Consider the following 25323-nt stretch of genomic DNA (forward strand, 5'->3'; position numbering starts at 1 on the left):
CCAGATCGTCCCGAGAGAATCGCACCCATGGAATACATCGCTGTCCTGCTGCCCTCGATCAGCATCGGCATCATCTTCTGGTTCATTCTCCGCTGGATCTTCCGCGGCGACCGCACGGAGCGCGCGGTCGAGGCCCGCTCCCAGGAGGACGCCGAGCGCTGGTACGAGCAGCTCAAGCAGCGCGACGGCGAGGACCTGCCGTTCGGCCGGTCGCCGCGCCGCGGCCGCGGCACGGGACGCTGAGCTCCCGCCTCCCCGGTCTTTCCGATGAATTCGAATTCGCGCCCGTTTGTCCGCCTTTTCGTGCTGTTGAATTCCGCTCCCGAATTGTAGGATAAACTCGACGACGCCGGGAGCGCGGGTTCCCGGTGTTCGCCGGAATTCACGATCCGGATCATCCGGTATGACACGGGGGAATCAGCACCGCCTCGGAACGCGCCGCTCTCGGCGCGGCCGGGGAAAGACGAGCGCCGAGAGGCGGAGGAGAGTTTCAGTTATGGCACAGACCGTGCAGATCATTCTCGAGGACGACCTCGACGGCGGGCCCGCGGAGGAGACCGTGCGCTTCGGCCTCGACGGCGCGCAGTACGAGATCGATCTCTCCGAGGGCAACGCCACCAAGCTGCGCGACGCCGTGCGGCCGTTCATCGCGAAGGCGCGGCGCGCCCAGAGCAAGCAGGCGCCCAAGCAGGCCCGCCCCACCGGGAAGTCCAACCCGGACACCGCCGCCATCCGGCAGTGGGCCAGGGAGAACGGCCACCCGGTCTCCGACCGCGGCCGTATTCACCAGGACGTGCAGAAGGCGTACTACGACGCCCACAAATAGGAGCGCGCTCGCGCTCAGCACAATAGAGGAGGGACCGGCCCGCCGGTCCCTCCTTATCTTTTCCACCCGCCGGGGCGGGCCACTAATGCCCGCGAACGGGTCCGGGACCGAATTCCGCTCCCATTCTTTTGATGACCTGCGACTTTGTTGCCGCGGACGCGAACAGCGGCAATTCTCGTGCGCCCTTCCGGGAGTCGTCCGCGCCCCGGCCCCCCGGTCTTCTCGCCGGTGGCGAACAGCCCCCCGATCGGGCTTGCGGGTGCGTAGCATCGTCTGCAGACATCGACTGAGGAGTATCCATGTTCGAACGCTTCACCGACCGCGCCCGCCGGGTCGTGGTGCTGGCCCAGGAAGAGGCCAGGATGCTCAACCACAACTACATCGGCACCGAGCACCTGCTGCTCGGGCTGATCCACGAGGGCGAGGGGGTCGCCGCCAAGGCGCTCGACTCGATGGGCATCACCCTCACCGGCGCCCGCGAGCAGGTCCAGGACATCATCGGCCCGGGTCAGCAGGCCCCGTCCGGGCACATCCCGTTCACGCCGCGCGCCAAGAAGGTGCTCGAGCTCTCGCTGCGCGAGGCCCTGCAGCTCGGCCACAACTACATCGGCACCGAGCACATCCTGCTCGGCATCATCCGCGCCGGTGAGGGCGTGGCCGCGCAGGTGCTGACCAAGCTCGGCGCTGAGCCCCAGAAGGTGCGCTCCACCGTGCTGGAGCTCATCTCGGGCTACCAGGGCGGGGGCACCCCCGAGAAGGAGGGCGCCGGCGTGCGCTCCGCCGGGCAGTCCGAGGGCACGCCCGCGGGCTCCGCCGTGCTGGACCAGTTCGGCCGCAACCTCACCGCCGCCGCACGCGAGGGCAAGCTGGACCCGGTCATCGGGCGGTTCAAGGAGATGGAGCGCGTCATGCAGATCCTCTCCCGCCGCACCAAGAACAACCCGGTGCTCATCGGCGAGCCCGGCGTCGGCAAGACCGCCGTCGTCGAGGGCCTGGCGCAGCAGATCGTGCGCGGGGACGTCCCCGAGACCCTCAAGGACAAGCACCTCTACACCCTGGACCTCGGCTCCCTCGTGGCGGGCTCCCGCTACCGCGGCGACTTCGAGGAGCGGCTCAAGAAGGTGCTCAAGGAGATCCGCACCCGCGGGGACATCATCCTGTTCATCGACGAGATCCACACGCTCGTGGGCGCGGGCGCGGCCGAGGGCGCGATCGACGCCGCCTCGATCCTGAAGCCCATGCTGGCCCGCGGTGAGCTGCAGACCATCGGCGCCACGACCCTCGACGAGTACCGCAAGCACATCGAGAAGGACGCGGCCCTCGAGCGCCGCTTCCAGCCGATCCAGGTGGACGAGCCCTCCGAGGCGCACGCCGTGGAGATCCTCAAGGGCCTGCGCGACAAGTACGAGGCGCACCACCGGGTCTCCATCTCCGACGACGCCCTCGAGGCGGCCGTGCACCTCGGCGCCCGGTACATCTCCGACCGGTTCCTGCCGGACAAGGCGATCGACCTGATCGACGAGGCCGGCGCGCGCCTGCGCATCAAGCGGATGACGGCCCCGCCGGAGATCAAGGAGCTCGACGACCGCATCGTCGAGGTGAAGCGGCTCAAGGAGGCCGCGATCGACGGCCAGGACTACGAGAAGGCCGCCTCGCTGCGCGACACGGAGCAGAAGCTCATCGCCGAGCGGGACGACAAGGACCGCGCCTGGCGCGAGGGCGGTGACGAGCTCGCGGAGGTGACTCCCGAGGTCATCTCCGACGTCCTCTCCGCCTCCACGGGAGTGCCCGTCTACAAGCTCACCGAGGAGGAGACGGGCCGTCTCCTGCACATGGAGGACGAGCTGCACAAGCGCATCATCGGCCAGGACGACGCCATCAAGGCGCTCTCCCGGTCGATGCGCCGCACGCGCGCGGGCCTGAAGGACCCCAAGCGGCCGGGCGGGTCGTTCATCTTCGCCGGGCCCACGGGCGTGGGCAAGACCGAGCTCGCGAAGGCGCTGGCGGAGTTCCTGTTCGGGGACGAGGACGCCCTCATCACCCTGGACATGTCCGAGTACCAGGAGAAGCACACGGTCTCCCGGCTCTTCGGCGCCCCTCCGGGCTACGTGGGCTACGAGGAGGGCGGGCAGCTCACCGAGAAGGTGCGCCGCAAGCCGTTCTCGGTGGTGCTCTTCGACGAGGTCGAGAAGGCGCACCAGGACCTGTTCAACTCGTTGCTGCAGATCCTCGAGGACGGTCGCCTGACCGACTCGCAGGGCCGCGTGGTGGACTTCAAGAACACCGTGATCATCATGACCACGAACCTGGGCACCAAGGACATCTCCCGTGCCGTTCCCGTCGGGTTCCAGACCGGCGTGGACCCCGCGTCCAACTACGAGCGCATGCAGGCGAAGGTGCAGGACGAGCTCAAGGAGCACTTCCGGCCCGAGTTCCTCAACCGCGTGGACGAGATCATCGTCTTCCCGCAGCTCACCGAGACCGAGATCGTGCAGATCGTGGACCTGTTCGTGGCCCGGCTGCAGGAGCGGCTGCGCGACCAGGGAATGTCGATCGAGCTCTCCGACTCCGCGAAGCGGTGGGTCAGCCGCAAGGGCTACGACCCGTCCATGGGCGCCCGTCCGCTGCGCCGCACCATGCAGCGGGAGATCGAGGACCAGCTCTCCGAGAAGATCCTCTTCGGGGAGATCAGCACCGGGGAGAAGATCTTCGTGGGCACCGAGGGCGAGGGCGACGCGGAGAAGCTGGTCTTCTCCTCCACCCCGATGTCCGACCTCACGGGCGACGGCATGGTCGACCCGATGGGCGGCCTGGAGGACGTCGACGTCTCCCGCGGCGACGGTGAGAACCGCTCCGAGGGCTGAGTCCGCCTGACGCCCGCCGAGGGGCCCGCCGCGCACCCGCGCGGCGGGCCCCTCGGCGTCCGCCCAAGTGGGGACGGTCGCGGAGGGTAACCCCCGCGGGGCGGCGGAGTTCGCAAGCGTACACTTGGGGGCGTGACCGACCTTCGCCTGCGACCCGCCCGCACCTCCGACGTCCCCGCCATCAAGGACCTCGTGGCACCGCTGGCGCGCGCCGGGGTGCTGATCAACAAGGACACGGTCGCCTACTACGAGGGCATCCAGGAGTTCCTGGTGGTGGAGGCGGTCGGCGACGAGGAGGCCGGCCTCATCGGCTGCGGCGCCCTGCACGTCATGTGGGAGGACCTGGGCGAGGTCCGGACCCTCGCCACCTCCGACGAGTGGCGGGGCCGGGGGGTGGGGCGCACGCTGCTGGCCGGGCTGATCGAGCGGGCCCGCGCCGTGGGGGTCTCGCGGGTGTTCTGCCTGACCTTCGAGGTCGACTTCTTCAGCAGGTACGGCTTCGAGGTCATGCCCAACCAGAACCAGGTGCACCCCGACGTGTTCGCCGAGCTGCTGCGCTCGCACGACGAGGGCGTGGCCGAGTACCTCGACCTGGCCCGCGTGAAGCCGAACACCCTCGGCAACACCCGGATGCTGCTCGAGCTCAGCCCGGAAGGCTGACCCCGGCCGGTCCGGCGACGGCCAGCCCGTCCCGCACCAGCCCGTCCAGGGCGCGCAGCCGCTGCTCCTCCGGGGCGCCCAGACCGTGCAGCGCGTCCAGGGCCCGCAACGCCTCCGGCGGCAGGTCCGCGCCCGTCGCGACGTCCACGGGACCCGTGAGGTGGCGCGCCGGCACCGGCGTGGTCCCGGCCCGCAGCACCGCCATGATCGCCCCGCGGACCTGGCGGTCCGTGCCGTGCCAGCTCTGCCCCCGGGGCGCCTCGACGGGCTCGGGCCGGCCCGCGGCGACCCACGCGCACGCGTTCCGCACCGGGCACTGCTCGCACCGGGGGGAGCGGGCCGTGCAGACGAGGGCTCCGAGCTCCATGACCGCCTGGTTCCAGCGCACGGCCAGGGCGTCCTCGGCGGGCATCAGCTCCTCCGCGAGCCGCAGTTCCGCGGCCGTCAGCGACCGCGACGGCAGGGCCCGCCCCGTGACCACCCGGGCGTGCACGCGGCGGATGTTCGTGTCCACCACGGTCTGCCGGTCCCCGAAGGCGAAGACCGCGATCGCGGCGGCCGTGTAGGCGCCCACGCCGGGCAGGGCCAGCAGCTGCTCGTGCCCGGCCGGCACCCGGCCCGCGTGGTGCTCGGTGATCCGGACGGCGGCCGCGTGCAGCCGCAGGGCCCGCCGCGGATAGCCGAGCCGGCCCCACGCGCGCACGGCCTCGCCGGTGCTCTCGGCCGCGAGGTCCGCGGGCCGCGGCCAGCGCTGCATCCACGCCCGCCACACGGGCAGCACGCGCACCACGGGCGTCTGCTGGAGCATGAACTCGCTGACCATGACCCCCCACGGGGAGCAGGCCGGGTCCCGCCACGGCAGGTCCCGGGCGGCGTCGTCGAACCAGTCGGTCACGGCCTGGTGCAGGCCCGGCAGGCCGGGGTCCGCGGCGGCCGGCGGGGCAGGGTGCGGGGAGCTCATCGGAGTCCACTGTAGCCTGGGGGGATGGCGCAGAAGGGTTCCGGGAGCACCCCCCACGGACGGTCGGGGAACGGTCACGACGACGACGGACGAGCTCCCCGCGACCCCGGAACCCGGCGCCTGAGCCCCGAGGTGTACCGGCGCCGCCGGCTCGTGGCGGCCCTCGCGGCGGGTGTCCTGCTCCTGCTCGTGGCCGTGGGGCTGGTCTCGGCCGTCGCGGGCATGCTGGGTCCCGGGGAGGCGGACGGGGCCCCGGCCCCGGACGAGGCCACCGCCTCGGCCGCCGCGGCCTCGGAGGAGCCCTTCGCGGACTTCACGCCGCGGCCGGACGAGAGCGCGTCGGCGTCCGGGTCGCCGTCCGCGGCCGCCACGGAGGGCCCGGTCGAGGAGTGCGGGCCCGACCTCGCCGTGCGGGCGTCCACGGACCGGGAGAGCTACCCCGAGGACGTGGAGCCGGTCCTCGTGCTGACCCTGGAGAACACGGGGGCGGACCCCTGCCGCGTCAACGCGGGCACGTCCCGGATGGTCTACGAGGTGAGCTCGGGGGCGGACACCGTCTTCGACAGCAGGCACTGCCAGGCCGGCTCCGAGGACGCGGAGGTGACGATCGGGCCCGGGCAGGAGCAGAGCGCCCGGCTGACGTGGAACCGTCTGCGCACCGCCGAGGGCTGCGCGGAGGCGGGGGGCGAGGCCCAGGCCGGCTACTACCGCCTCGTGACCTCCCTCGGGGAGCGCACCGCGGAGCCCGTGCCGTTCGTCCTGGAGTGAGCGCGCCGCGCGCGGCTCACATGAAGCGTTCGAGCAGGCTGGTCTCGGCCATCCGGGAGAGGGACTCGCGCACCGTGCGGGCGCGCTGCTCGCCGATGCCCTCGACCGCCTTGAGGTCCTCGAGGTTGGCGGCCATCAGGGACTGCAGGCCGTCGAACTGGCGCACGAGCCGGTTGGCCACCGCCCGCGGCATGGACTTGATGCCCTCCAGCAGCCGGTAGCCGTGCGGGTGCAGGTCCGTCTCGAGGCTGCCCTGCGGCTCGAGGAGCCCCACCGACACCGCGATCCGCTGCAGGTCGATGAGCTCCGTGGGGTTGAGCTCGGCGAGACGTCCCAGCCCCTCCTCGATGCCCTCCGCGGGGGTGCTGTCGGGCAGGTAGTCGCGCAGCACCACGTCCGGCCCCGGGCCGGTGCCCGCCGTGAGCTCCTCGAGCTGCAGGGCGATGAGCCGCCCGTCCACGCCGAGCTCGAGCACGTACCAGCCGATCTCCGAGGAGATCCGCCGGACCATCTCCATGCGCTGGAGGGTCAGGGCGACGTCCCGCACCGTCACGGACGCCTCGATCTCGAGCGAGGAGAGGGCGCCGAGCACCTGCTCCATCCGGTGGCTGTAGTGCTCGAGGGTCTGCAGGGCCTGGTTGGCGCGGGCCATGATCGACTGGGAGCCCTCGATGGCGTAGCGGGTCTCGCCCACGTAGATCGTGATGACGCTCATGGACTGGCTCACGGAGATCACCGGCACTCCGGTCTCCTTGGCGGTGCGCTCCGCGGACCGGTGCCGGGTGCCGGACTCCGTGGTGCCGATCGAGGGGTCGGGCACGAGCTGGACCCCGGCCTTGAGGATGCGGGTGGCGTCCCGGTCGCAGATGATGGCGCCGTCCATCTTGGCCAGCTCCCGCAGCCTGGGCGCGGAGCAGTCGGTGTCGATGTCGAAGCCGCCGGAGCAGATGGCTTCGACCGACCGGTCGAAGCCGAGCACGATCAGCCCGCCCGTGCGTCCGCGCAGGATCCGCTCGAGACCGGTGCGCAGTTCGGTGCCGGGCGCGATGCGGGCCAGCGTCTTGCGCAGTGCGTTCTCAGGGGTCTTCGCCACGGTCACATCATACGGCCGCGGCGGTCTGCCGTTTCCGGGCGGGCGCGGCGGCGGACCGGGGGAAGAGCAGCTCCATGGCGTCGCTGATGGTGGTCACCTCCCGGACGGTGAAGCCCGCCGGGACCGGCCCCGGCCCGGTGGGGCTCGCGGGCACGACCGCGTGGGTGAAGCCCAGCCGGGCGACCTCCTGGATGCGGCGCCCGATGCCCGGGACGGGACGCACCTCGCCGGCGAGCCCCACCTCCCCGAAGCACACCAGGCGCTGCGGCAGGGGCCGGTCCTGCGCGGCCGAGGCCAGCGCCATGGCCACGGCGAGGTCGGTGGACGGCTCGGTGAGCTTCACGCCGCCGACCGTGGAGACGTAGCAGTCCAGCCCGGCCAGGTTCACGCCGGCCCGCCGCTGCAGGACGGCGAGCAGCATGGCGACCCTCGAGGAGTCCAGACCGGCGGTGGCCCGCCGGGGCTGGGCGGTGGAGGAACGGTCCAGCAGCGCCTGCACCTCGGCGAGGAGCGGCCGGCGGCCCTCGAGGGTCACCGTGAGGCACGTGCCGGAGACCGGCAGGGCCGTGCGGGAGACGAACAGGCCCGAGGGGTCCTCCACGCTCGTGATCCCGGTCTCGGTGAGGTCGAAGCAGCCGACCTCGTCCGTGGGGCCGTAGCGGTTCTTCACCGCCCGCAGCAGCCGGATCCGGGAGTGCTTCTCGCCCTCGAACTGGCACACGACGTCCACGAGGTGCTCGAGCAGCCGGGGCCCGGCGATGGAGCCGTCCTTGGTCACGTGGCCCACGAGCAGCGTGGTCATGTTCCGCTTCTTGGCCGCGGCGATCAGGGAGGCGGCGACCTCGCGGACCTGCGTCACCCCGCCCGCGGAGCCCTCGACCTCGGCGCTGGCCAGCGTCTGCACGGAGTCGACCACGAGCAGGCGGGGGGAGATCTTCTCGATGTGGCCCAGCGCCGTGGCCAGGTCCGTCTCGGCCGTGAGGTACAGGGTGGGGGCCACGGCGTCGATCCGGTCCGCGCGCAGCTTCACCTGCGCCGCGGACTCCTCGCCCGTGACGTAGAGGACGTCGCGGGTGCCCTCGCCCGTGCCCTCCGCGAAGCGCGCGGCGACGTCGAGCAGCAGCGTCGACTTCCCGACCCCGGGCTCGCCCGCCATCAGCACGACCGCGCCGGGGACCAGTCCGCCGCCGAGGACCCGGTCCAGCTCGGGCACCCCGGTGGGCGCCGAGGCCGCCACGGTGGCGTCCACCTGGGCGATGGGACGGGCGGGCTCGGCGATCGACCGGGCGGCCGTGGTGCGGGCCTTGTGCTCGCCGATCTCCTCGACCGTGCCCCACGCCTGGCACTCCCCGCACCGGCCCACCCACTTGGCCGTGCTCCAGCCGCACTCGGAGCAGCGGTAGGCGGGGGAGTTGCGGCGGGTGCGGGTGCTCATGGCGTCCAGGCTAGCCGCCGCGTCGGACGCCCCAAGCGCCGCGGCCGGCTCAGCCCAGGTCGAGGAAGGCGCGCAGGTCCGCGAACGCCTCGGGCACCACGGAGTAGTGCGCCCACTTGCCCCGCTGCTCGCGGGTGAGCAGCCCGGCGTCGACGAGCTTCTTCATGTGGTGGCTGACCGTGGGCTGGCTGATGCCGAGGTCGTCGGTGAGGCTGCACACGCACACGGTGTCGCAGCCCTGAGCGGCCACGTGGGACAGCAGGCGCAGCCGGGTGGGGTCGGCCAGGGCCTTGAGCAGGCCCGCCACGCGCCGGGCGTCGTCGGGGCCCATGGGCCCGCCCGAGAGCGAGCAGCACTCCGTGGCCGGCGCGCCGGGGGAGCACCGACCCGCGGCCCGGGCGGTGACCGTGCTGTCGAGGTCCGGTGCGAGAGTCATCCCCCCATCCTACATTGACGACTGTCGATGCGAGACGTATCGTGCGGGATAGATGCCCGTCGATGTGAAGAGGTCCTCCCGCCCATGAGCACCACCACCGCCCCCGCCGCCTCCCAGGGGGTGATGAAGGACCTGTCCTTCCTCGACCGCTGGCTGCCCGTCTGGATCGTCGCCGCCATGGTCGCCGGCCTGCTCCTGGGACGCTTCGTCCCGGGTCTGGACACCGCCCTCGAGGCCGTGCGGATCGGGGAGGTGTCCGTGCCCATCGCGATCGGGCTCCTGGTGATGATGTACCCCGTCCTGGCCAAGGTCCGCTACGACGAGACCCGCCGCATCGCCGCCGACCGGCGCCTCATGGGCGCCTCCCTGGCGCTGAACTGGATCGTGGGCCCGGTCCTGATGTTCGCCCTGGCCTGGATCTTCCTGCCCGACCTGCCGGAGTACCGGACCGGGCTCATCATCGTGGGGCTGGCCCGCTGCATCGCGATGGTCCTCATCTGGAACGACCTCGCCTGCGGGGACCGGGAGGCCGCCGCGGTGCTGGTGGCGATCAACTCCGTCTTCCAGGTCGTCGCCTTCGGCGCCCTGGGCTGGTTCTACCTCCAGGTCCTGCCCGCCTGGCTGGGCCTGCCGACCACCTCGGCCGAGTTCTCCGTGTGGTCCATCGTGATCTCGGTGCTGGTGTTCCTGGGCATCCCGCTGGTGGCCGGGTTCCTCACCCGCGCCCTGGGCGAGAAGGCCAGGGGCCGGGAGTGGTACGAGGGCACGTTCCTGCCGAGGCTGGGGCCCTGGGCCCTGTACGGCCTGCTGTTCACCATCGTGCTGCTCTTTGCCCTGCAGGGCGACGCCATCACCTCGAACCCCTGGGACGTGGCCCGGATCGCCCTGCCCCTGGTCGTCTACTTCTTCCTGATGTTCGGCGTGGCCCTGCTGGCCTCCCGGGCGCTGGGACTGAACTACGCGAAGTCCACCACCGTGGCGTTCACCGCCGCCGGCAACAACTTCGAGCTCGCCATCGCCGTGGCCATCGGCACCTTCGGGGTCACCTCCGGACAGGCCCTGGCCGGGGTGGTCGGCCCGCTCATCGAGGTCCCGGTCCTGGTCGGCCTCGTGTACGTGTCCCTGTGGGCGGGGCGCAGGCTCTTCCCCGGCGACCGCACCGTCCCGACCCGCTGACCCGGCCCCGCCCCGCTCACCCGGACCCGTCACCGCCCGCCCTCCCCGATCCAGGAGCCCCGATGACCAGCACCACGCCCTCCGTCCTGTTCGTGTGCGCCAAGAACGGCGGCAAGTCCCAGATGGCCGCCGCCCTCATGGATCTCCACGCCCGAGGCGCCGTGGAGGCCCACTCCGCCGGCACCCGGCCCGGCAAGGCCGTCAACGCCCTGTCCGCCGAGGTCGTCGCCGAGGTCGGCGCCGACATGTCCTCCGGGCGCCCCAAGCCCGTCGACCCCGGGCTGCTGCGCACCGTGGACCGCGTCGTGGTCCTGGGCAGCGAGGCGGAGGTCGAACCGGTCGAGGGGATGAGCGGGAGCATCGAGACCTGGCACACCAACGAGCCCTCCGCGCGCGGGATCGAGGGCGCCGAGCGGATGCGCCTGGTCCGCGACGACATCGACGCGCGGGTCCGGCGGCTGCTCACCGAACTCACCGACGGCAACCCCGCCTGAGTTTTCACGCCCCTCACCCACCCTCTTCTCGTTGCGACGGAACGGATGATCCCGATGACTGCTGAGCCCACTTCCGCGACCCCCGCCGAGACCACGGACAAGCCGTCGGTCCTGTTCGTGTGCGTGCACAACGCCGGGCGCTCCCAGATGGCCGCCGCCTACCTGACCCACCTCTCCGCAGGGCGCATCGAGGTGCGCTCGGCCGGCTCCGCCCCGGTGGACGCCGTGAACCCGGCCGCCGTGGAGGCGATGGCCGAGGAGGGCATCGACATGAGCGCCGAGACCCCCAAAATCCTCACCGACGAGGCCGTGCAGGACTCCGACGTGGTCATCACCATGGGCTGCGGCGACGCGTGCCCGTTCTACCCGGGCAAGCGGTACGAGGACTGGGCGCTGGAGGACCCGGCCGGGAAGGGCGTGGCGTCCGTGCGCCCGATCCGCGACGACATCAAGAACCGGATCCAGCAGCTGATCTCCGAGCTGCTGCCCGGCGGCACCGCCGGGTGAGGGGCCGGTCGAGCGGGACGGGACGTGGTCAGGCGCGGTCCCAGCCCTCGAGCCGGGGGAGCTGGGCGCGCGCCTCGTCGTGGGTCATCCCGGCCGCCTCGAGCAGGTCCACGACCATCGGGCGCATGTCCAGCACCAGGGTCTCGCCCTCCATGGTGCGCACCCCCATCTGCCCGGGGTGCAGGCGCCCGGCCACGTTCGCCAGCTCGTTGCGGGCCTGGCGCAGATAGCTCTCCCGGGACCCGGGGGAGGCCACCGCGAGCGCGTTGCCCAGCGTGACGACGGCGTCCGCGAGGTCCTCGAGGGCGTCGCTCATCGCGGCCACGGCCTCGTCCGAGAGCGTCACGTGGTTGAGCACGGAGGCCAGGCGGCGGGCGAGGACCCGGGCGTTGCGCACGGCGAGGTCCAGGTAGCGGATGGAGTGGGCGATCCCCTCGATCTCCGCGCGGCGGCCGCGGTACAGCGGGGAGGCCGTGGCGATCTCGAGGGCGGACTTCAGCCCGGACGTCACCGAGTCCACCAGCGGCTGGGTCTGCCGGGCACGCACGAGAGCGTGCCAGGCGGCGGTGGCGTCGTAGTCCTCCATGGCCCGGCTCGCCTCCCGGAGCACCCCGGAGAACTCGTCGACGAGCGCCCGCAGGCCCTGGCGCGGCTGGCTCCGCGGGTCCGTGGGCACGAAGTAGGCCATGGCCAGGGCGCACAGCCCGCCCACCACCGCGTCCGTGGAACGGGCGAAGACCCCGTCCTGGGACGGCGGCAGCAGGACCACGAGCACGGACTGCAGTCCCATCTGGGTGGTGAACAGCGTGCCGTTGTCCAGGAAGCGGGCGAGCAGGATCGAGGTCATGAGGACCACGCCGGCCTGCCACACGCCCGTGCCCAGGACGTGGATCAGCGTGTCGCCCACGGCGATGCCGAGGGTGCAGCCGATCGAGACCTCGAGGACCCGCCGGTAGCGGAGCCCGTCCTTCGCGAAGCCCAGGGCCACGAGGGCGGCGGTGGCCGCGAAGATGGGCCCGGAGTGGCCCAGCAGCTGCTCGGCGATCACATAGGCGCCGACGCTGGCGACCGTGATCTGGAAGCTCTGGAGCAGGCCCGTCCGGACCCGGGTGAGGCCGATCCGGGTGCGGCTGCGCACCGCGCGGGCCGCGGCTCGCGCACGGTTGCCTGGCTGCATGGGGCCATCCTAGGCGAGCGGCGCGAGGCCGCCGGCGTGCGGGACGGAGCCCCCGGACCGGGCCGGGAACGGGCAAGTGCGGTGTGAGATGTGCAACTCCGGCACGGCTGCGGCGGCCGGTGTTCACCCTCCGTTCACCTTCGCGGGTCAATCTGGCCACCTGCGCTCCCTAGCGTCTCTCGGTGAGAGGTCCGCGGGTCGACCGCAGACCCACCTCTTGCACCGGCCCGGAGCTCTGCCGGCGCCACCTCGAACGACGGCCCCTCGACGGGGCACCACTGTGATCTGAAGGGGCTATTCAAGTGAAGGTTTCCCACCTCGGCCGTTCTGCAGCCGTTCTCGCCATCGGCTCGCTCGCACTCACCGCGTGCGGTTCCGACAACGCCACGGGGGAGGGAACCGGTTCCGCCGAGACCTCAGCCGCCGGCGCCGGAGTCTCCGGCACGCTGACCGGTACGGGCTCGTCCGCGCAGAACGCCGCGATGACCGCGTGGCAGAACGGCTTCCAGGAGGCCAACCCCGAGGCCACGGTGCAGTACTCCCCGGACGGCTCCGGCGCCGGCCGCGAGGCCTTCACCGCCGGCGGCACGGACTTCGCCGGTTCCGACGCGTACCTCGACGACGAGGAGTACGAGGCGTCCAAGGAGATCTGCGGCCCCGACGGAGGCTTCCACGTCCCGGCCTACATCTCCCCGATCGCGGTGGCCTTCAACCTGCCCGGCGTCGACACCGTGAACATGGACGGCGAGACCATCGCCCAGGTCTTCACCGGCGAGATCACCCGGTGGAACGACCCGGCCATCGCCGAGCAGAACCCCGAGGCGGAGCTGCCCGAGACCCCGATCACCGTGGTGCACCGCAACGACGAGTCCGGCACCACCGAGAACTTCCAGGAGTACCTGGCCGCGGCCGCCCCCGGGGTGTGGACCGAGGAGGTCTCCGGCAACTGGCCGTCCCAGTGGGCGGCGGAGAACAACAAGGGCACCGCCGGCGTGGTGCAGTCCACCAACGCCACCGAGGGCGCCATCACCTACGCGGACGCCTCCGCCGTGGGCGACCTGGGCACCGTGGCCGTGGGCGTCGGCGAGGAGTACGTGGAGTACTCCCCGGAGGCGGCCTCCGCCGCCGTCGAGAACTCCGCCCCGGTCGAGGGCCGCGCCGAGTACGACATGGCGATGGACCTGAAGCGCGACACCACCGAGTCCGGGACCTACCCGATCGTGCTCGTGTCCTACGAGATCTTCTGCCCGCAGTACGATTCCCAGGAGACCGCTGATCTCGCCAAGGCGTTCGGCGAGTACGTCATCAGCGAGGAGGGGCAGCAGGCGGCGGCCGAGGCCGCCGGTTCCGCTCCCATGTCCGAGAACCTGCGCACCGCCGCGCAGGAGGCGATCGACCAGATCACGGTCGCCGGCTGATCCAGTTCCGCTGGTCCCGTTCGGTGCGGGCCCGGGCACTCCCGCCCGTGCCCGCGCCGAACGGGACATTCGTGTGTGAGGCGACTTCCCCGTGAGGCGCGTCACCGGACCCACGCGCCGGGGCACCACCCCGTCCCGGCGCCATCCGTGTCAGGCAATCGAAGGGGCACCCGACATGTCCACCACCGTCACCACCAGGAAGACCGCCGCCGGCGGCAAGGCGGGCGACTCGATCTTCTCCGGGCTCAGCCTCGGGGCCGGCGTGCTGATCCTCGCCGTCCTGGCGGCCGTGGCGCTGTTCCTGTTCCTGCAGGCGCTGCCCACCTTCCAGGCCCCGGCCGAGGAGATCTCCGGCGGGGCCGGCTTCTGGTCCTACATCTGGCCGATGGTCATCGGCACGGTGATCGCGGCCGTGATCGCCCTGGTGATCGCCACCCCGATCGGCGTGCTGGTGGCCCTGTACATCTCCCACTACGCGCCGGCACGGATCGCCAAGCCCGTGGGCTACGTCATCGACCTGCTGGCGGCGATCCCGTCGGTGATCTACGGAGCCTGGGGCACCACGGTCCTGGCCTCCTCCGTGGTGCCCTTCTACGACTGGCTGTCGACCAACCTCGGGTTCGTGCCGATCTTCAGCGGCCCGGCGTCCCAGACCGGCAAGACCATGCTCACGGCCGGGATCGTGCTGGCCATCATGATCCTGCCGATCATCACGGCGATGTCCCGGGAGCTGTTCGTGCAGACCCCGAAGCTCCACGAGGAGGCCGCACTGGCCCTCGGCGCCACCCGGTGGGAGATGATCCGGATGACGGTGCTGCCCTTCGCCCGCCCGGGCATCGTCTCCGCCGTGATGCTCGCCCTCGGCCGCGCGCTGGGTGAGACCATGGCGGTGGCCCTGGTGCTCTCGAGCGGCCCGCTCACCTCCTCGCTCGTGCAGTCGGGCAACCAGACCATCGCGGCGGAGATCGCCCTCAACTTCCCGGAGGCCTACGGCCTGCGGCTGTCCGAGCTCATCGCCGCGGGCCTGATCCTGTTCGTCATCACCCTGATCGTGAACATGATCGCCCGCGCCATCGTCGCCCGCTACAAGGAATTCTCGGGAGCCAACTGATGTCCTCCACCGCCTTCCGCAGTCCCACGCCCGTGCGTCCCTCCTCGCCCCGCCGGTCGATGCTCACCCGCAACCAGAAGCCGGCGTGGCTGGTGCCCGTGATCGGCGCCGGCGCCGTCGTGGTGGGGGCCGCCCTCGCGGCCCTCCTGGGCTTCTCCACGGCCCTCTGGGCCGTCCTCGCCGCCGCGGTCTTCCTGGTCGCCGCGCCGGTCGTCGTCTCGGTGATCGAGGGCGGGCGCAAGGGCGCGGACTCCCTGATGACCTACCTCGTCTACACGGCGTTCGTCCTGGCGGTGATCCCGCTGATCTCCGTGGTCTGGACGGTGCTCGCCAACGGGCTCCCCGGACTGACCTCCAACCTGCTGCTGACGTCCATGAACGGTGTCACCGGCGCCACGGACAACGCCGCGGCCGCGGGGGACGGCCCGGTGCTGGGCGGCGCGTACCACGCGATTGTGGGCACCGTGTCCATCACCTTCTGGGCCACCCTCCTGTCGGTCCCCATCGGCCTGCTGACGGCCGTCTACCTCGTGGAGTACTCGCGGGGCGGCTGGCTGGGGCGCGGCATCACGTTCTTCGTGGACGTCATGACGGGCATCCCCTCCATCGTGGCGGGCCTGTTCGCCGCGGCCCTCTTCGGACTGCTGTTCGGCCCGTCCACCCGCTTCGGCTTCGTGGCGGCGGTCGCGCTGACCGTGCTGATGATCCCCACGGTCGTGAAGAACACCGAGGAGATGCTGAAGATCGTCCCCAACGAGCTGCGCGAGGCCGCCTACGCCCTGGGCGTGCGCAAGTGGCGGACGATCCTCAAGGTGGTGATCCCCACCGCGATCTCCGGCATCGCCTCCGGCGTGACCCTGGCGATCGCCCGCGTGATCGGGGAGACGGCCCCGCTGCTCGTCACCGCCGGCTTCGCGACCGCCATCAACTGGAACTCGTTCTCCGGGTGGATGACCACGCTGCCCACGTTCATCTACTACCAGATCATGACGCCCACGTCCCCGACGAGCCCCGACCCCTCGCAGCAGCGCGCGTGGGCCGCGGCGCTGCTGCTGATCCTGATCGTGATGCTGCTCAACCTCGTCGCCCGGCTGGTCGCGAGGGCGTTCGCCCCCAAGGCAGCCGGCCGCTGACGCGCGCCGCACCCCGCTCCCGCACGCACCTCCCGCACGCACCCCTGCGAGAAAGAAGCAAGGAACACACATGTCCAAGCGAATCGACGTCGACCACCTCAATGTCTACTACGGCGACTTCCTGGCCGTCGAGGACGTCAGGATGGGCATCGACGCCCGGTCGGTGACCGCGTTCATCGGCCCGTCCGGCTGCGGCAAGTCGACCTTCCTGCGCACCCTCAACCGCATGCACGAGGTCATTCCCGGCGCCCGCGCCGAGGGCCAGGTGCTCCTCGACGGGGAGGACCTCTACGGCCCCGGCGTGGACCCCGTGGTGGTGCGCTCCATGATCGGGATGGTCTTCCAGCGCCCCAACCCGTTCCCCACCATGTCCATCCGCGACAACGTGCTCGCGGGGGTGAAGCTCAACAGCAAGCGGATCTCGCGCGGTGACGCCGACGATCTCACGGAGGGCTCGCTCCGAGGGGCGAACCTCTGGAACGAGGTCAAGGACCGCCTCGACAAGCCGGGCTCGAGCCTCTCCGGCGGCCAGCAGCAGCGCCTGTGCATCGCCCGGGCGATCGCCGTGAAGCCCGAGGTGATCCTCATGGACGAGCCGGCCTCCGCCCTCGACCCGATCTCCACGCTGGCGATCGAGGACCTGATCAACGAGCTCAAGCAGGACTACACCGTGGTGATCGTGACCCACAACATGCAGCAGGCCGCGCGCATCTCGGACCGGACCGCGTTCTTCAACATCCAGGGCACCGGCAAGCCGGGCAAGCTCATCGAGTACGGCCCCACCTCCGAGATCTTCAGCAACCCCCGGGAGAAGCAGACGGAGGACTACGTGTCCGGCCGCTTCGGCTGAGCCGGCTCGCACGCGACGACGACGGGCGCCGGTCACCTCCGCGGAGGTGACCGGCGCCCGTCGTCGTCGTCGGGGCTCCCGACCTGGGTGCGGGGTCCCGGGGCCCTACAGCAGCGGCGAGAGGGCGAGCAGGAGCGTCCCGGAGAGCGTTGCGCACACCGGGACGGTGAGGACCCACACCAGGAGGACCCGCCGCACCACCCGGACGTTGACCGTGTGGAAGCGCTGCTGGCGCCCCGCGCCGAGGATCGCGGCGGCCGTGGTCTGGGACGTGGACATCGGCACGGGGATCAGCGTCCCGCCCAGGAACAGCAGGGTCCCCGCCACGCCCTGGGCCACCGCGCCGCGGAACGGGTCGATCGTGATCATCCGGGAGGACAGCGTGTAGGCGATCCGCCAGGCCCCGAACAGGGTGCCCGCGGCCAGCCCGGCCGCGACGACCAGGAAGGGCCACGGTGCGGCACCGTCCGCCAGCGGGTCCTGGAGGCCCGCGCACAGCATCAGCGTCGCGAAGACCCAGACGGCCCGGCGACCGTGGTGGATGCCGTGCCCGAAGGAGACGGCCGCCGCGCCGATGGCCAGGACGAGCCGGGAACGGAAGGTGGTGGCGTCCGGCTCGGAGTGGCGCAGCGCGTGCCGCAGGGGCACCACGAGCACCCAGGCCGCGGCGTAGGCGACCAGCGGCGCCAGCACGAGGGGCACGACGACCTGGTAGAGGGCCGTGGCCGTGAGCGGGTTCTCCGCCACGAGCCCCACCGCGCGGGCGCCCAGCAGGGCGCCGAGCAGCCCGCCGGCCAGTGCGGTGGTCGACGAGCTGGGCATGCCCCACCACCAGGTGAGCAGGTTCCAGCCGATCGTGGTCACCAGGGCGCAGACGATCGTCGCGGAGCCGACCACGTCGTGCGGCACCGGGACGCCCGTGATGACCCAGTCCGCGAGCAGGTACGCGGCGGCCCACACGCCGGCCACGTTGACGAGGGCGGTGAACACCAGGCCCACCCGGGGGGTGAGGGCGCGGAAGCGCACCGGCAGGGCGAGGGCGTTGGGGGCGTCGTGGAAACCGTTGACGACGGTGTGGGTCACGGTCAGGACGATCCCCAGGACTGTCAGGGCCGTCAGCACGGAGTCAGGACTCCGCCACGACGATGCGGCCCACCTCGGTGGAGACCCGCACCAGGGCCCGGGAGGCCCCGGCGAAGCGCCGGACGGCGCGCTCCCGCCGCATCGCGGGGATCGCCTTGTGGTTCTCGAGCAGGTGACCCATGTGCAGCTGGTAGATGCGCTCGGACTGCTTGCCCAGCCGCAGCATCTCGTACCAGTAGTCGTCCAGGCCCTGGAGGCTGCCGAGGTCGCGCATCGCCCGGGTGGTGAGCTCGGACATCCGCTCGATCACCCCGAGCTGGTCCGTGGCGTACGAGGGCGGCCGGGTGAGTCCGTAGGCGACGTGCGCCTCCGCGACCGCCAGCAGCTCCTCCGCGGCCTTGTTGAGCCAGTGCCCCAGGATGTAGACGTCCTGCCGGGGGATGGGGATCACGAACGTGGAGCGCACCGTGGTCATCACGGAGAAGTACAGGTCCGTGGACCGGGCCTCGCACTCGCGGACCGCGTCGAGGGTCGCGACGTCGGCCTCGGGGGAGCCCAGCAGCTCGGACAGGAGCCGCACGCTCTCCGTCACCTGTCCCGACATGTCGGCCAGCAGGTCCAGGACCAGCTCGTCCTCCGGGAAGATGCGAAGCGCCATGTGCTGACCGTCCTGGGCGTCGGGACCTGCGCCGCGGAGCACGGCGGGTCTCACTGTACACGGGGCCGTCGAACGGCCCGCGGGCGGCCGGCGGTCCCGGGAAGAGGGGGAGGGCGGTGCCGGACCGGGAGCGCCTCTCGGCGGAAGGCCGCTCGTGGCGGCTATGTGATGGAGCCCGGGGCTGCCGCGGCCCGGCACCTGGGGTCCATGGTAGTCGACGGGCGCGTGGGGCCAAGTCCTGCGGCTGTGGGCTCCCGCACGGCCGGGCGCGCAGCCGCCGGGACGGCGGGGCTCAGTCGAGGTGGCCGCGGCGCCACTGGTGCGCCGCGGCCTCGAGCTCCTCCGCGGTCCGCTCGAGCCGCTGGGTGAGGGCCACGGTGCTCGGCGCCCGTGCCGCGTCCGGGTCCACGACCGGCATCTGCCCGGTGTCCGCCAGCCGGATCCGGCCGAGGGCGATCACGCGGCAGAACGCCGCGAACCGGTCCAGGGCGACGTCGAACTCCCCGTTGAACGCCCCGGAGAGGATCGCGTCCGCCATCGAGGTGATCTCGTCCGCCCCGGGGGGCTCCGCGACGCCGGCCACCACGTGGGAGACCTGGGCGGTGCCCCGTCCGGCCGTGAAGTAGCGGCCCATCCGCACCGGGTCCTTCCGCACCCCCGCCCGCAGGGCGTAGAGCCGCCACAGGGCCCCGGGCAGGGACACCGCCGGGGCCTCCGCCCACATCTCGGCGATCCCCTCCAGGCCCTGCTCGTCGGTCAGCTCGATGAGCCGCCGGCTGATCTCGGGATCGTCGCTGGCGCGCCCGCGGGAGACGAGGGCGTGGGCGGCGAGGTGGGCCGCCTCGGAGACGCGGGCCGGGTCGGGCCCGCCCTCGTGCGCTTCGAACTGCTCCGGGGAGAACTTCACCGGCTTGTGGTGGCGGGGCACGTCGCTCATGCGTCCAGCGTACGGCCGTGGCCGGCGGCGGGCCACGGAGCGCTCACCAGTCGCTGGCCGAGGCGTGCACCGCCGCGTCCCGCCACTGCTGGTCGGCCCGTTCGAAGCCGTCCCGGGCCAGCGCCTTCCACAGCCGCATCCCCAGGGCGGGCTCCTCCTGCTCGATCTCCGCGAGCGCCTGCGGGGGCAGCACCCGCGCGGTGACGTCGGTGACGGCGCTCAGGGTCACGTGCTGCTTGTCCCCGGTGCCCAGGGCGAGCTCCCCGAAGCTCATCCCCGGGCCGAGGACCTGCAGCTCGACGCGCTCGCCGGTGGGCGTGCGCAGGGACATCGACACGCTCCCGCTGACGATGAGGTGGATGCCGGCGAAGTTCTGCCCCGTGCGCAGGATGTTCTCCCCGGCCGCCCAGGTCCGCTCGACGGTCCGTGCGCGGAGGTCGCGGGCGTCCTCGGGGTCCAGCCGGGAGAGCAGCTCGGACTCCACGGGCTTCACCCGGGACGGGGTGCACTCCGGTCCGCCGTGCTCCTCGAGCAGCCGGTCCTCGACCCACTTGATGGCCGCGGCCCGGCTGGGGAACACCTCGAGCGGCGGCTCGCCCCGGAAGGATCCGGCGAAGCCCGGGTCGCTGGCGACCGCCACCACGGTGCGGCCCGCCGCGTGCAGCTCGGCGCGGGTCTTGGCCAGGAGCGGCATCGCGTACTCGGCGATCACGTCCACGCGGCGCATGTCCACCACCACGTACGAGGCGTCGTAGGCGACGTCGCGGACCGTGCGGATCGCGGTCTCCGTGCCCGTGAACAGCAGGTCGCCCTGGAGCTCCACGACGACGCCGTCCCTGCCGTGCTCGGCCAGCACCGCCTCCGCCTCGGCGTTGCGGCGCACCAGCGACGGGGACTGGTCGATCGGGTAGCTGGCGCGGACCGTGGAGTGGGCCACCCGGGCGGTGTGCGTGAAGTGCAGGTCCAGGTCCTGGGAGAGCCGCTCGCACGCGAGCACCCCGCGCACGCTGTTGCCGTGCCGGTCCAGCGCCGGGGAGAAGGTGGCCACGGCCAGCTCCCCGGGCAGGACGGCGATGATGCCACCGCCCACCCCGGACTTCGCGGGCAGGCCCACCCGGACCATCCACTCGCCGGCGTCGTCGTACATCCCGCAGGAGCTCATGACGGAGAGCACCCGGGAGACCGTGTCGACGTCGAAGACCTCGTCCCCGGTCAGCGGGTTCGTGCCGGCGTTGGCGAGGGTCGCACCCATCAGGGCGAGGTCGCGGCACGTGATCAGCACCGAGCACTGGGCGAAGTAGTCCTCGAGGCCCTGGGTCGGGTCCCCCTCGATGATGCCGGCGGAGGCCAGGAGGTAGCCGAGGGCGCGGTTGCGGTCCCCGGCGTCGTGCTCCTGGGAGAGGACCTCGGGACTGATCGCCAGGTCCCGGCCCGCGCACCGGGAGTAGGCGCCGCGGATCCGGTCCCGGCGCAGGTCGCGGTCGCTGTCGGGGACGAGCCACGTCGAGGCGATCGCACCGGCGTTGATCATGGGGTTGGCGGGGCGCCCGCTGCCGGGCTGGAGGGAGATCTCGTTGTAGGCGTCCCCGCTCGGCTCCACGTCCATCTTCGCGTGCACGGCCTCCGCCCCGAGGTCGGAGAGGGCGAGGGCGTAGGTGAACGCCTTGGAGATCGACTGGATGCTGAACTCGTCCCGCGTGCTGCCCGCCTCGTACACGTGGCCGTCCGCGGTGGCGATGACGATGCCGAAGCGCTCGGTGTCGGCTCCCGCCAGGGCGGGGACGGAGGAGCTGGGCTCGCCGCCGCGGACGTCCCGCAGCTGCTCCACCACCTGCTCGAGGTACTCGGTGACGGCCGACGGGCCGAAGAGCCCCGTCTCCGCGCGTGCTTCTTCCTCGGTGCTCGGGTGCGGCACGGTCGGTCCTCCGGTCGGGGTGGGCGTGGGTGGCACGGAACTGCCCACCACTCTAACCGTCAGGCGGCTGTGCACCTCCGGCGCGGGTCGCCCCGGGCGGCGCGCACCGGCTCCGGGCTGGACCGTGCGGTAGAGTGGTGCCCGCTCCGGACCGGCCGCGCCCCGTGCCCGCCGGTGGAGCACGGGCCTCTAGCTCAGTTGGTAGAGCAGTGGACTTTTAATCCATGGGTCGTGGGTTCGAGCCCCACGGGGCCCACCAGAGGAGAACCCCATCACTGCCGGTGCGACCGGGGCTGGTGGGGTTCTTTCCCTGCCCGCACCGGGTGCCCCGGGGCGCGGGGCAGCGCGGCGGCGCCGACCGTGCTACTGGTCGAGCAGGGCGAGGGCCTCGCCGATGCGGTCGCGCAGGGCTCTGGCCTGCTCCACGGTCCACGCCTCGTGGCCGATGTGCAGGACGAGGCCGTCGCGGTGGGCGTAGGAGCCGTCCGCGGTGGTGATGACCTCCCAGGTCTCCAGGAGCGCGACCGGTGACGGGCCGGCGAGGGACCGGGTGGGCAGCTCCCGTGAGTTGGTGACCGTCTCGGGATCGGTCAGCTCCTGACGGGTCGCCCAGCGGGGGCGGGGAACGAGAGCGGTGTTCTCGTACATGGGGGTGCCTTCCAGGGAGAGGGGGTATGCCCATGTTTATGCATATGAGGTCCCGCGTGTCCGCGCGGCGTGCGCGTGTCGCCGAGGGATCGAGGTGTAGACGTCCGTCGGCATCCCCTGCACTTTTGTCCTGCCCGGCGACGACGCAGCCCCGCCGGGGCCGCCTACTGCCCGTCGAGCTGCTCGGAGGGAGTGGGGACCGACTCGGGGCCCGGCTGGTCCGGCGCGGGAGCCGCGGACCCGGTCCCGGGATCCGTCGGCACGCCGTCAGGCGTCGGGGGCGGGGTGGCGGTGACCGGGGGAGGAGGGCTGAAGGAGGTGGGGGAGACGCCGGGAGTGCTCTCCACCTCCTCCGGCCGGTCGTCGCACCCGGTCAGTGTCAGCACGAGCAGGGCCACGGCGGGAAGGGTGCGGCGCATCGGAGGAGCCTCTCTGTCGGGGACCACTCCACGGTAGCGGTGCGGACCGCCGCTGCGGGAGAAGGACGACAGGTCGGCCCCGCTCCCGGCAGGACGCACGCCCCCGGGATGTGCGAGGATCCGAGGACCAGGACGCCGACCGGCAGGAGCCGCCATGTCCGAGCGAAGCAGCGAGCGCACCGCACTCGTCCTCCTGTCCGCGACCGCGGTGCTGCTGCTCGCGGGCCAGCTCCTCACCTGGTCCTCGGAGGACGGGGTGTTCAGCGCCCTCGTGTTCGTCCTGCTGCTGCTCTGGGCCGGGCTGATCGCCGTCCGGGTGGTCCGCTTCGTCCGGCGGGACCGCCGCCCGGAGGACACCGGCCCCGACGATCCGGCCTAGGGCGCCGCCGGGGCGGGCGTCAGCCGCCGGCGAGCCGCTTGCCCACCGCCGCGACCGTGTCCCGCGCCGAGCGGCCCACGCCGATGAGGGTCGCCGATCCGGGACCCGTCCAGTCCCCGTACCCCACGAGGTGCAGACCGGGCGCCCGGGTGGAGGCCGTGCCGTCGGTGCGGATCCGCCCGTCGTCCTCCCGCAGGTGCAGAGGCCGGAGGTGCCGCAGGGCCGGGCGGAACCCGGTGCACCAGACGACGGCGCCCACCGGCTGCTCCCGGCCGTCCGCCAGGACCACGCCGTGCGCGGTGAACCGCGTGAACATCGGCAGGGGGGCGAGCACCCCGGCCTCGCGGGCGCGGCGCACGGAGGGGACGGCCACCACGTCGCCGAGGCTCGCCACCCCGCCGGGATCCGGGCGGCCCGCGGCGAGGGCCTGGGCGCGCAGCGTGGCCACGCGGAACGGCTCGCGCCCGTCGACCTCGTCGGGGAGGTGGCGGGGCGGGGCGTTCGTGCACCACGTCAGCTCGCTCGCCTCGGCGAGCTCGGCGGCGATCTGCGCCCCGGAGTTCGCCCCGCCCACCACGAGCACGCGGCGGCCGCGGTACCGTTCCGGTCCGTCGTAGTGGGCGCTGTGCACCTGCTCGCCCCGGAACTCCCGCTGCCCGGGCAGGACGGGCCAGAACGGCTGCGACCACGTTCCGGTGGCGCTCACGACGGCGCGCGCCCGCAGCTCGCCGTCGTCCGTCACCAGGCGGAAGCCCACCCCGTCGCGGTGCACGGCCCGCACCCGGACCGGCCGCCGGACGGGCAGCCCGTAGCGCTCCTCGTACCGGGACAGGTAGTCGACGACGTGCCCGGCGTCCGGGGCGGCCCCGCCCGTGTCCGGCATCGGGTGCCCGGGCAGCGACGAGTACCCCGCGGGGGAGAAGAGCCGCAGCGACGGCCAGACGTGCCGCCACGCCCCGCCCGGCGCCTCCTGCTCGTCGAGCAGCGCGAACGACAGGCCGGTGCGCCGGAGGTAGTAGCCCACGGCCAGCCCGGCCTGCCCGGCGCCCACCACCGCGACGTCGAGGACCTCGCCCACGTCCTCGCCCACGCCCGCGCTCCCGTCCCGAGCGGTCAGCGGAGGCTGATCGAGTCGAGGGCGGCCTGCGCCTCGGCGGTCAGGTTCTCCGGCAGCGGGGCGCTCTTGACGGCCTCCGAGGAGGCCTGCTGGCCCTCCTCGCTGACCACGTAGTGCCCGAACTCCTTGGCCAGTTCGAGGACCTCCGGGTCCGCGTAGCTGCTGCAGTAGATGTGGTAGGAGACCAGGACCACCGGATAGGCCCCGGCCGCGTCCGGCTCGCGGTCAAGCTCGAGGGCGATGTCGTGCGGACCCGTGCCCTCCACCCGGGTGGCCTCGCCGACCGCGGTGCCGGCCGCCTCGCCGGACACGGCCACGTACTCGGAGCCGACCTTCACCCTGGCCTTGCCGAGGGACTCGTCCACGAGCGAGTCGTCCGCGTAGGTGACGGCGCCCTCGGTCTCCGCCGTGAGGCTCACGACCCCGGCGTTGCCCTGGGAGCGCTCCGTGGGGAGCCCCGCCGGCCAGCCGCCGTCCTCCTCGTCCGTCCACACCTCGGGGACCACCGAGTGCAGGTAGTCGGTGAAGTTCTCGGTCGTCCCCGAGTCGTCCGCACGGGCGATGGGCGTGATCGGCAGATCGGGCAGCTCCACGCCGGGGTTCTGGGCGGCGATCGCCGGGTCGTCCCACCGGGTGATCTCGTGGCGGAAGATGCCCGCGATGGTCCCGGCGTCGAGGTCGAGCTCCTGGACGCCCGGGAGGTTGAAGGCCACGCTGATCGGGGAGATGTAGACGGGGATGTTCAGCGCGCCCCCGGGACCGCAGAAGTCGCGGACCTCGGCCTGCTCCTCCTCGTCCAGGTAGGCGTCCGAGCCGGCGAAGTCGGTGCCGCCGCCCACGAGCGCGCTGCGCCCCGCGCCGGAGCCCGCGGAGAGGTACTGCACCTGCGCGTCCGGGTGCATCGACTCGAAGCCGCTGCGCCACGTCAGCATGGCGGCGTTCTGCGCCGAGGACCCCACGCCGGTGAGGATCCCGGACAGGTCCGAGCCGCCCTCCTCCGCGGCCCGGCGCTGCTCCTCGCCGAGGGGGTAGTCGGAGCCGCACCCGGTCAGCGCCGCCAGGACCAGGGCCGGCGCCGCGCCGGCCCGCAGCACCCGAGCGGTCCTGGTCCGTCGGGGCGGTCGCGAAGCGTTGAGCATGGGGAGGTCTCCTCGGAGCGGTCAGGGTGGGGCGTCAGGGAGGTCGCGCGCCCGCGGGTGCGCGGGTCCGGGCGCCCAGCCTACCGCCACCGGTGCGCAGGGCCGGTCTAGGGTGAGCT

General features: G+C 72.5%; 26 protein-coding genes and 1 tRNA gene. 14 read left to right on the forward strand and 13 right to left on the reverse strand.

The window, feature by feature from the left end:
- The first annotated feature begins 27 nt into the window (after window positions 1–27).
- From ACFYE3_RS13300 to ACFYE3_RS13315, 4 genes are all read left to right on the forward strand, one after another.
- Window positions 28–243 carry a hypothetical protein gene (locus ACFYE3_RS13300; protein WP_387609920.1) on the forward strand — a complete coding sequence of 72 codons (216 nt, stop codon included), beginning with the start codon at window positions 28–30 and terminating at the stop codon, window positions 241–243.
- A 253-nt stretch (window positions 244–496) separates the two neighbouring features.
- On the forward strand, window positions 497–826 hold the full coding sequence (locus tag ACFYE3_RS13305) for a histone-like nucleoid-structuring protein Lsr2 (RefSeq protein WP_387609922.1): 330 nt from the start codon (window positions 497–499) through the stop codon (window positions 824–826).
- Window positions 827–1125: 299 nt separating this feature from the next.
- A complete protein-coding gene (locus ACFYE3_RS13310) occupies window positions 1126–3690 on the forward strand; it encodes an ATP-dependent Clp protease ATP-binding subunit (RefSeq protein ID WP_368832667.1) in 2565 nt (854 codons plus the stop codon).
- 132 nt (window positions 3691–3822) lie between these two features.
- A complete protein-coding gene (locus ACFYE3_RS13315) occupies window positions 3823–4350 on the forward strand; it encodes an amino-acid N-acetyltransferase (RefSeq protein ID WP_368820869.1) in 528 nt (175 codons plus the stop codon).
- Here the strand turns inward: ACFYE3_RS13315 and ACFYE3_RS13320 are convergent.
- Window positions 4334–5311 carry an A/G-specific adenine glycosylase gene (locus ACFYE3_RS13320; RefSeq protein WP_387609925.1) on the reverse strand — a complete coding sequence of 326 codons (978 nt, stop codon included), beginning with the start codon at window positions 5309–5311 and terminating at the stop codon, window positions 4334–4336. The genes ACFYE3_RS13315 and ACFYE3_RS13320 overlap by 17 nt on opposite strands.
- A gap of 24 nt (window positions 5312–5335) precedes the next feature.
- Between ACFYE3_RS13320 and ACFYE3_RS13325 the strand changes: the two genes are divergently transcribed.
- The gene (locus ACFYE3_RS13325) at window positions 5336–6079 is read left to right on the forward strand and encodes a hypothetical protein (protein ID WP_387609927.1); all 744 of its coding nucleotides are present in this window, start codon (window positions 5336–5338) and stop codon (window positions 6077–6079) included.
- 16 nt (window positions 6080–6095) lie between these two features.
- On the opposite strand, the gene disA is transcribed toward ACFYE3_RS13325, so the two are convergent.
- Genes disA through ACFYE3_RS13340 form a run of 3 tightly spaced genes read right to left on the reverse strand, consistent with a single transcriptional unit; the run spans window position 6096 to window position 9043 of the window.
- On the reverse strand, window positions 6096–7172 hold the full coding sequence (gene disA, locus ACFYE3_RS13330) for a DNA integrity scanning diadenylate cyclase DisA (RefSeq protein ID WP_387609929.1): 1077 nt from the start codon (window positions 7170–7172) through the stop codon (window positions 6096–6098).
- A 7-nt stretch (window positions 7173–7179) separates the two neighbouring features.
- On the reverse strand, window positions 7180–8607 hold the full coding sequence (gene radA / locus ACFYE3_RS13335; protein ID WP_387609930.1) for a DNA repair protein RadA: 1428 nt from the start codon (window positions 8605–8607) through the stop codon (window positions 7180–7182).
- A gap of 49 nt (window positions 8608–8656) precedes the next feature.
- A complete protein-coding gene (locus tag ACFYE3_RS13340) occupies window positions 8657–9043 on the reverse strand; it encodes an ArsR/SmtB family transcription factor (protein ID WP_368820864.1) in 387 nt (128 codons plus the stop codon).
- Window positions 9044–9127: 84 nt separating this feature from the next.
- Here ACFYE3_RS13340 and arsB point away from each other — a divergent pair, with 84 nt between their 5' ends.
- The 3 genes from arsB (at window position 9128) to ACFYE3_RS13355 (ending at window position 11220) form a co-directional block, all read left to right on the forward strand.
- Window positions 9128–10219: an ACR3 family arsenite efflux transporter gene (arsB, locus tag ACFYE3_RS13345; RefSeq protein ID WP_387609932.1), complete on the forward strand. Its 1092-nt coding sequence runs from the start codon at window positions 9128–9130 to the stop codon at window positions 10217–10219.
- A gap of 62 nt (window positions 10220–10281) precedes the next feature.
- On the forward strand, window positions 10282–10713 hold the full coding sequence (locus tag ACFYE3_RS13350) for an arsenate-mycothiol transferase ArsC (RefSeq protein WP_387609934.1): 432 nt from the start codon (window positions 10282–10284) through the stop codon (window positions 10711–10713).
- 54 nt (window positions 10714–10767) lie between these two features.
- The gene (locus ACFYE3_RS13355; RefSeq protein ID WP_387609936.1) at window positions 10768–11220 is read left to right on the forward strand and encodes an arsenate reductase ArsC; all 453 of its coding nucleotides are present in this window, start codon (window positions 10768–10770) and stop codon (window positions 11218–11220) included.
- 28 nt (window positions 11221–11248) lie between these two features.
- Here ACFYE3_RS13355 and ACFYE3_RS13360 read toward each other — a convergent pair whose 3' ends face one another.
- Complete coding sequence (locus ACFYE3_RS13360; protein WP_387609938.1) at window positions 11249–12397, reverse strand: FUSC family protein; 1149 nt, start codon at window positions 12395–12397, stop codon at window positions 11249–11251.
- A 302-nt stretch (window positions 12398–12699) separates the two neighbouring features.
- Between ACFYE3_RS13360 and pstS (ACFYE3_RS13365) the strand changes: the two genes are divergently transcribed.
- The 4 genes from pstS (ACFYE3_RS13365) to pstB all read left to right on the forward strand — a co-directional run bounded on the left by pstS (ACFYE3_RS13365) (window position 12700) and on the right by pstB (window position 16909).
- Window positions 12700–13815, forward strand: coding sequence for a phosphate ABC transporter substrate-binding protein PstS (gene pstS, locus ACFYE3_RS13365; protein ID WP_387609940.1), 1116 nt, complete (start codon window positions 12700–12702; stop codon window positions 13813–13815).
- A gap of 175 nt (window positions 13816–13990) precedes the next feature.
- Window positions 13991–14926 carry a phosphate ABC transporter permease subunit PstC gene (pstC, locus tag ACFYE3_RS13370; RefSeq protein WP_387609942.1) on the forward strand — a complete coding sequence of 312 codons (936 nt, stop codon included), beginning with the start codon at window positions 13991–13993 and terminating at the stop codon, window positions 14924–14926.
- Window positions 14926–16059, forward strand: coding sequence for a phosphate ABC transporter permease PstA (gene pstA / locus ACFYE3_RS13375; RefSeq protein WP_387609943.1), 1134 nt, complete (start codon window positions 14926–14928; stop codon window positions 16057–16059). The genes pstC and pstA overlap by 1 nt, the downstream gene beginning before the upstream one ends.
- Window positions 16060–16129: 70 nt before the next feature.
- The gene (pstB, locus tag ACFYE3_RS13380; RefSeq protein ID WP_387609945.1) at window positions 16130–16909 is read left to right on the forward strand and encodes a phosphate ABC transporter ATP-binding protein PstB; all 780 of its coding nucleotides are present in this window, start codon (window positions 16130–16132) and stop codon (window positions 16907–16909) included.
- 105 nt (window positions 16910–17014) lie between these two features.
- Here pstB and ACFYE3_RS13385 read toward each other — a convergent pair whose 3' ends face one another.
- The 4 genes from ACFYE3_RS13385 to glsA all read right to left on the reverse strand — a co-directional run bounded on the left by ACFYE3_RS13385 (window position 17015) and on the right by glsA (window position 21502).
- Window positions 17015–17992 carry an inorganic phosphate transporter gene (locus ACFYE3_RS13385; protein WP_387609946.1) on the reverse strand — a complete coding sequence of 326 codons (978 nt, stop codon included), beginning with the start codon at window positions 17990–17992 and terminating at the stop codon, window positions 17015–17017.
- 43 nt (window positions 17993–18035) lie between these two features.
- Window positions 18036–18650, reverse strand: coding sequence for a DUF47 domain-containing protein (locus tag ACFYE3_RS13390; RefSeq protein WP_387609948.1), 615 nt, complete (start codon window positions 18648–18650; stop codon window positions 18036–18038).
- A gap of 292 nt (window positions 18651–18942) precedes the next feature.
- A complete protein-coding gene (locus tag ACFYE3_RS13395; protein WP_387609950.1) occupies window positions 18943–19587 on the reverse strand; it encodes a hypothetical protein in 645 nt (214 codons plus the stop codon).
- 43 nt (window positions 19588–19630) lie between these two features.
- Window positions 19631–21502, reverse strand: coding sequence for a glutaminase A (gene glsA, locus ACFYE3_RS13400; protein ID WP_387609952.1), 1872 nt, complete (start codon window positions 21500–21502; stop codon window positions 19631–19633).
- 183 nt (window positions 21503–21685) lie between these two features.
- Here glsA and ACFYE3_RS13405 point away from each other — a divergent pair.
- Window positions 21686–21761 (forward strand) — tRNA-Lys (locus tag ACFYE3_RS13405).
- A 104-nt stretch (window positions 21762–21865) separates the two neighbouring features.
- Here the strand turns inward: ACFYE3_RS13405 and ACFYE3_RS13410 are convergent.
- Both ACFYE3_RS13410 and ACFYE3_RS13415 read right to left on the reverse strand, forming a co-directional pair.
- The gene (locus ACFYE3_RS13410; RefSeq protein WP_387609954.1) at window positions 21866–22150 is read right to left on the reverse strand and encodes a hypothetical protein; all 285 of its coding nucleotides are present in this window, start codon (window positions 22148–22150) and stop codon (window positions 21866–21868) included.
- Between the two features lie 164 nt (window positions 22151–22314).
- Window positions 22315–22569, reverse strand: coding sequence for a hypothetical protein (locus ACFYE3_RS13415; RefSeq protein ID WP_368820850.1), 255 nt, complete (start codon window positions 22567–22569; stop codon window positions 22315–22317).
- Between the two features lie 154 nt (window positions 22570–22723).
- Here ACFYE3_RS13415 and ACFYE3_RS13420 point away from each other — a divergent pair, with 154 nt between their 5' ends.
- Complete coding sequence (locus ACFYE3_RS13420; protein ID WP_368832646.1) at window positions 22724–22948, forward strand: hypothetical protein; 225 nt, start codon at window positions 22724–22726, stop codon at window positions 22946–22948.
- A 19-nt stretch (window positions 22949–22967) separates the two neighbouring features.
- On the opposite strand, the gene ACFYE3_RS13425 is transcribed toward ACFYE3_RS13420, so the two are convergent.
- Together ACFYE3_RS13425 and pstS (ACFYE3_RS13430) are read right to left on the reverse strand one after the other, a co-directional pair.
- The gene (locus ACFYE3_RS13425; RefSeq protein ID WP_387609956.1) at window positions 22968–24038 is read right to left on the reverse strand and encodes an ArsO family NAD(P)H-dependent flavin-containing monooxygenase; all 1071 of its coding nucleotides are present in this window, start codon (window positions 24036–24038) and stop codon (window positions 22968–22970) included.
- Between the two features lie 23 nt (window positions 24039–24061).
- The gene (gene pstS, locus ACFYE3_RS13430; RefSeq protein ID WP_387609957.1) at window positions 24062–25204 is read right to left on the reverse strand and encodes a phosphate ABC transporter substrate-binding protein PstS; all 1143 of its coding nucleotides are present in this window, start codon (window positions 25202–25204) and stop codon (window positions 24062–24064) included.
- Window positions 25205–25323: the final 119 nt, after the last annotated feature.

The sequence above is a fragment of the Kocuria arenosa genome, assembly GCF_042879215.1.
In the GTDB taxonomy this organism is placed as follows: domain Bacteria; phylum Actinomycetota; class Actinomycetes; order Actinomycetales; family Micrococcaceae; genus Kocuria; species Kocuria arenosa.

What these genes read in the sequence shown, in the direction of transcription:
- ACFYE3_RS13325 (WP_387609927.1), top strand. Translation starts at nt 5,336, where the DNA reads ATGGCGCAGAAGGGTTCCGGGAGCACCCCCCACGGACGGTCGGGGAAC.
- ACFYE3_RS13305 (WP_387609922.1), top strand. Translation starts at nt 497, where the DNA reads ATGGCACAGACCGTGCAGATCATTCTCGAGGACGACCTCGACGGCGGG.
- radA (WP_387609930.1), bottom strand. Translation starts at nt 8,607, where the DNA reads ATGAGCACCCGCACCCGCCGCAACTCCCCCGCCTACCGCTGCTCCGAG.
- ACFYE3_RS13340 (WP_368820864.1), bottom strand. Translation starts at nt 9,043, where the DNA reads ATGACTCTCGCACCGGACCTCGACAGCACGGTCACCGCCCGGGCCGCG.
- ACFYE3_RS13390 (WP_387609948.1), bottom strand. Translation starts at nt 18,650, where the DNA reads ATGGCGCTTCGCATCTTCCCGGAGGACGAGCTGGTCCTGGACCTGCTG.
- ACFYE3_RS13310 (WP_368832667.1), top strand. Translation starts at nt 1,126, where the DNA reads ATGTTCGAACGCTTCACCGACCGCGCCCGCCGGGTCGTGGTGCTGGCC.
- pstB (WP_387609945.1), top strand. Translation starts at nt 16,130, where the DNA reads ATGTCCAAGCGAATCGACGTCGACCACCTCAATGTCTACTACGGCGAC.
- ACFYE3_RS13395 (WP_387609950.1), bottom strand. Translation starts at nt 19,587, where the DNA reads ATGAGCGACGTGCCCCGCCACCACAAGCCGGTGAAGTTCTCCCCGGAG.
- ACFYE3_RS13410 (WP_387609954.1), bottom strand. Translation starts at nt 22,150, where the DNA reads ATGTACGAGAACACCGCTCTCGTTCCCCGCCCCCGCTGGGCGACCCGT.
- arsB (WP_387609932.1), top strand. Translation starts at nt 9,128, where the DNA reads ATGAGCACCACCACCGCCCCCGCCGCCTCCCAGGGGGTGATGAAGGAC.
- ACFYE3_RS13420 (WP_368832646.1), top strand. Translation starts at nt 22,724, where the DNA reads ATGTCCGAGCGAAGCAGCGAGCGCACCGCACTCGTCCTCCTGTCCGCG.
- ACFYE3_RS13300 (WP_387609920.1), top strand. Translation starts at nt 28, where the DNA reads ATGGAATACATCGCTGTCCTGCTGCCCTCGATCAGCATCGGCATCATC.
- ACFYE3_RS13350 (WP_387609934.1), top strand. Translation starts at nt 10,282, where the DNA reads ATGACCAGCACCACGCCCTCCGTCCTGTTCGTGTGCGCCAAGAACGGC.
- ACFYE3_RS13360 (WP_387609938.1), bottom strand. Translation starts at nt 12,397, where the DNA reads ATGCAGCCAGGCAACCGTGCGCGAGCCGCGGCCCGCGCGGTGCGCAGC.
- ACFYE3_RS13415 (WP_368820850.1), bottom strand. Translation starts at nt 22,569, where the DNA reads ATGCGCCGCACCCTTCCCGCCGTGGCCCTGCTCGTGCTGACACTGACC.
- ACFYE3_RS13355 (WP_387609936.1), top strand. Translation starts at nt 10,768, where the DNA reads ATGACTGCTGAGCCCACTTCCGCGACCCCCGCCGAGACCACGGACAAG.
- pstS (WP_387609957.1), bottom strand. Translation starts at nt 25,204, where the DNA reads ATGCTCAACGCTTCGCGACCGCCCCGACGGACCAGGACCGCTCGGGTG.
- pstC (WP_387609942.1), top strand. Translation starts at nt 13,991, where the DNA reads ATGTCCACCACCGTCACCACCAGGAAGACCGCCGCCGGCGGCAAGGCG.
- ACFYE3_RS13320 (WP_387609925.1), bottom strand. Translation starts at nt 5,311, where the DNA reads ATGAGCTCCCCGCACCCTGCCCCGCCGGCCGCCGCGGACCCCGGCCTG.
- pstA (WP_387609943.1), top strand. Translation starts at nt 14,926, where the DNA reads ATGTCCTCCACCGCCTTCCGCAGTCCCACGCCCGTGCGTCCCTCCTCG.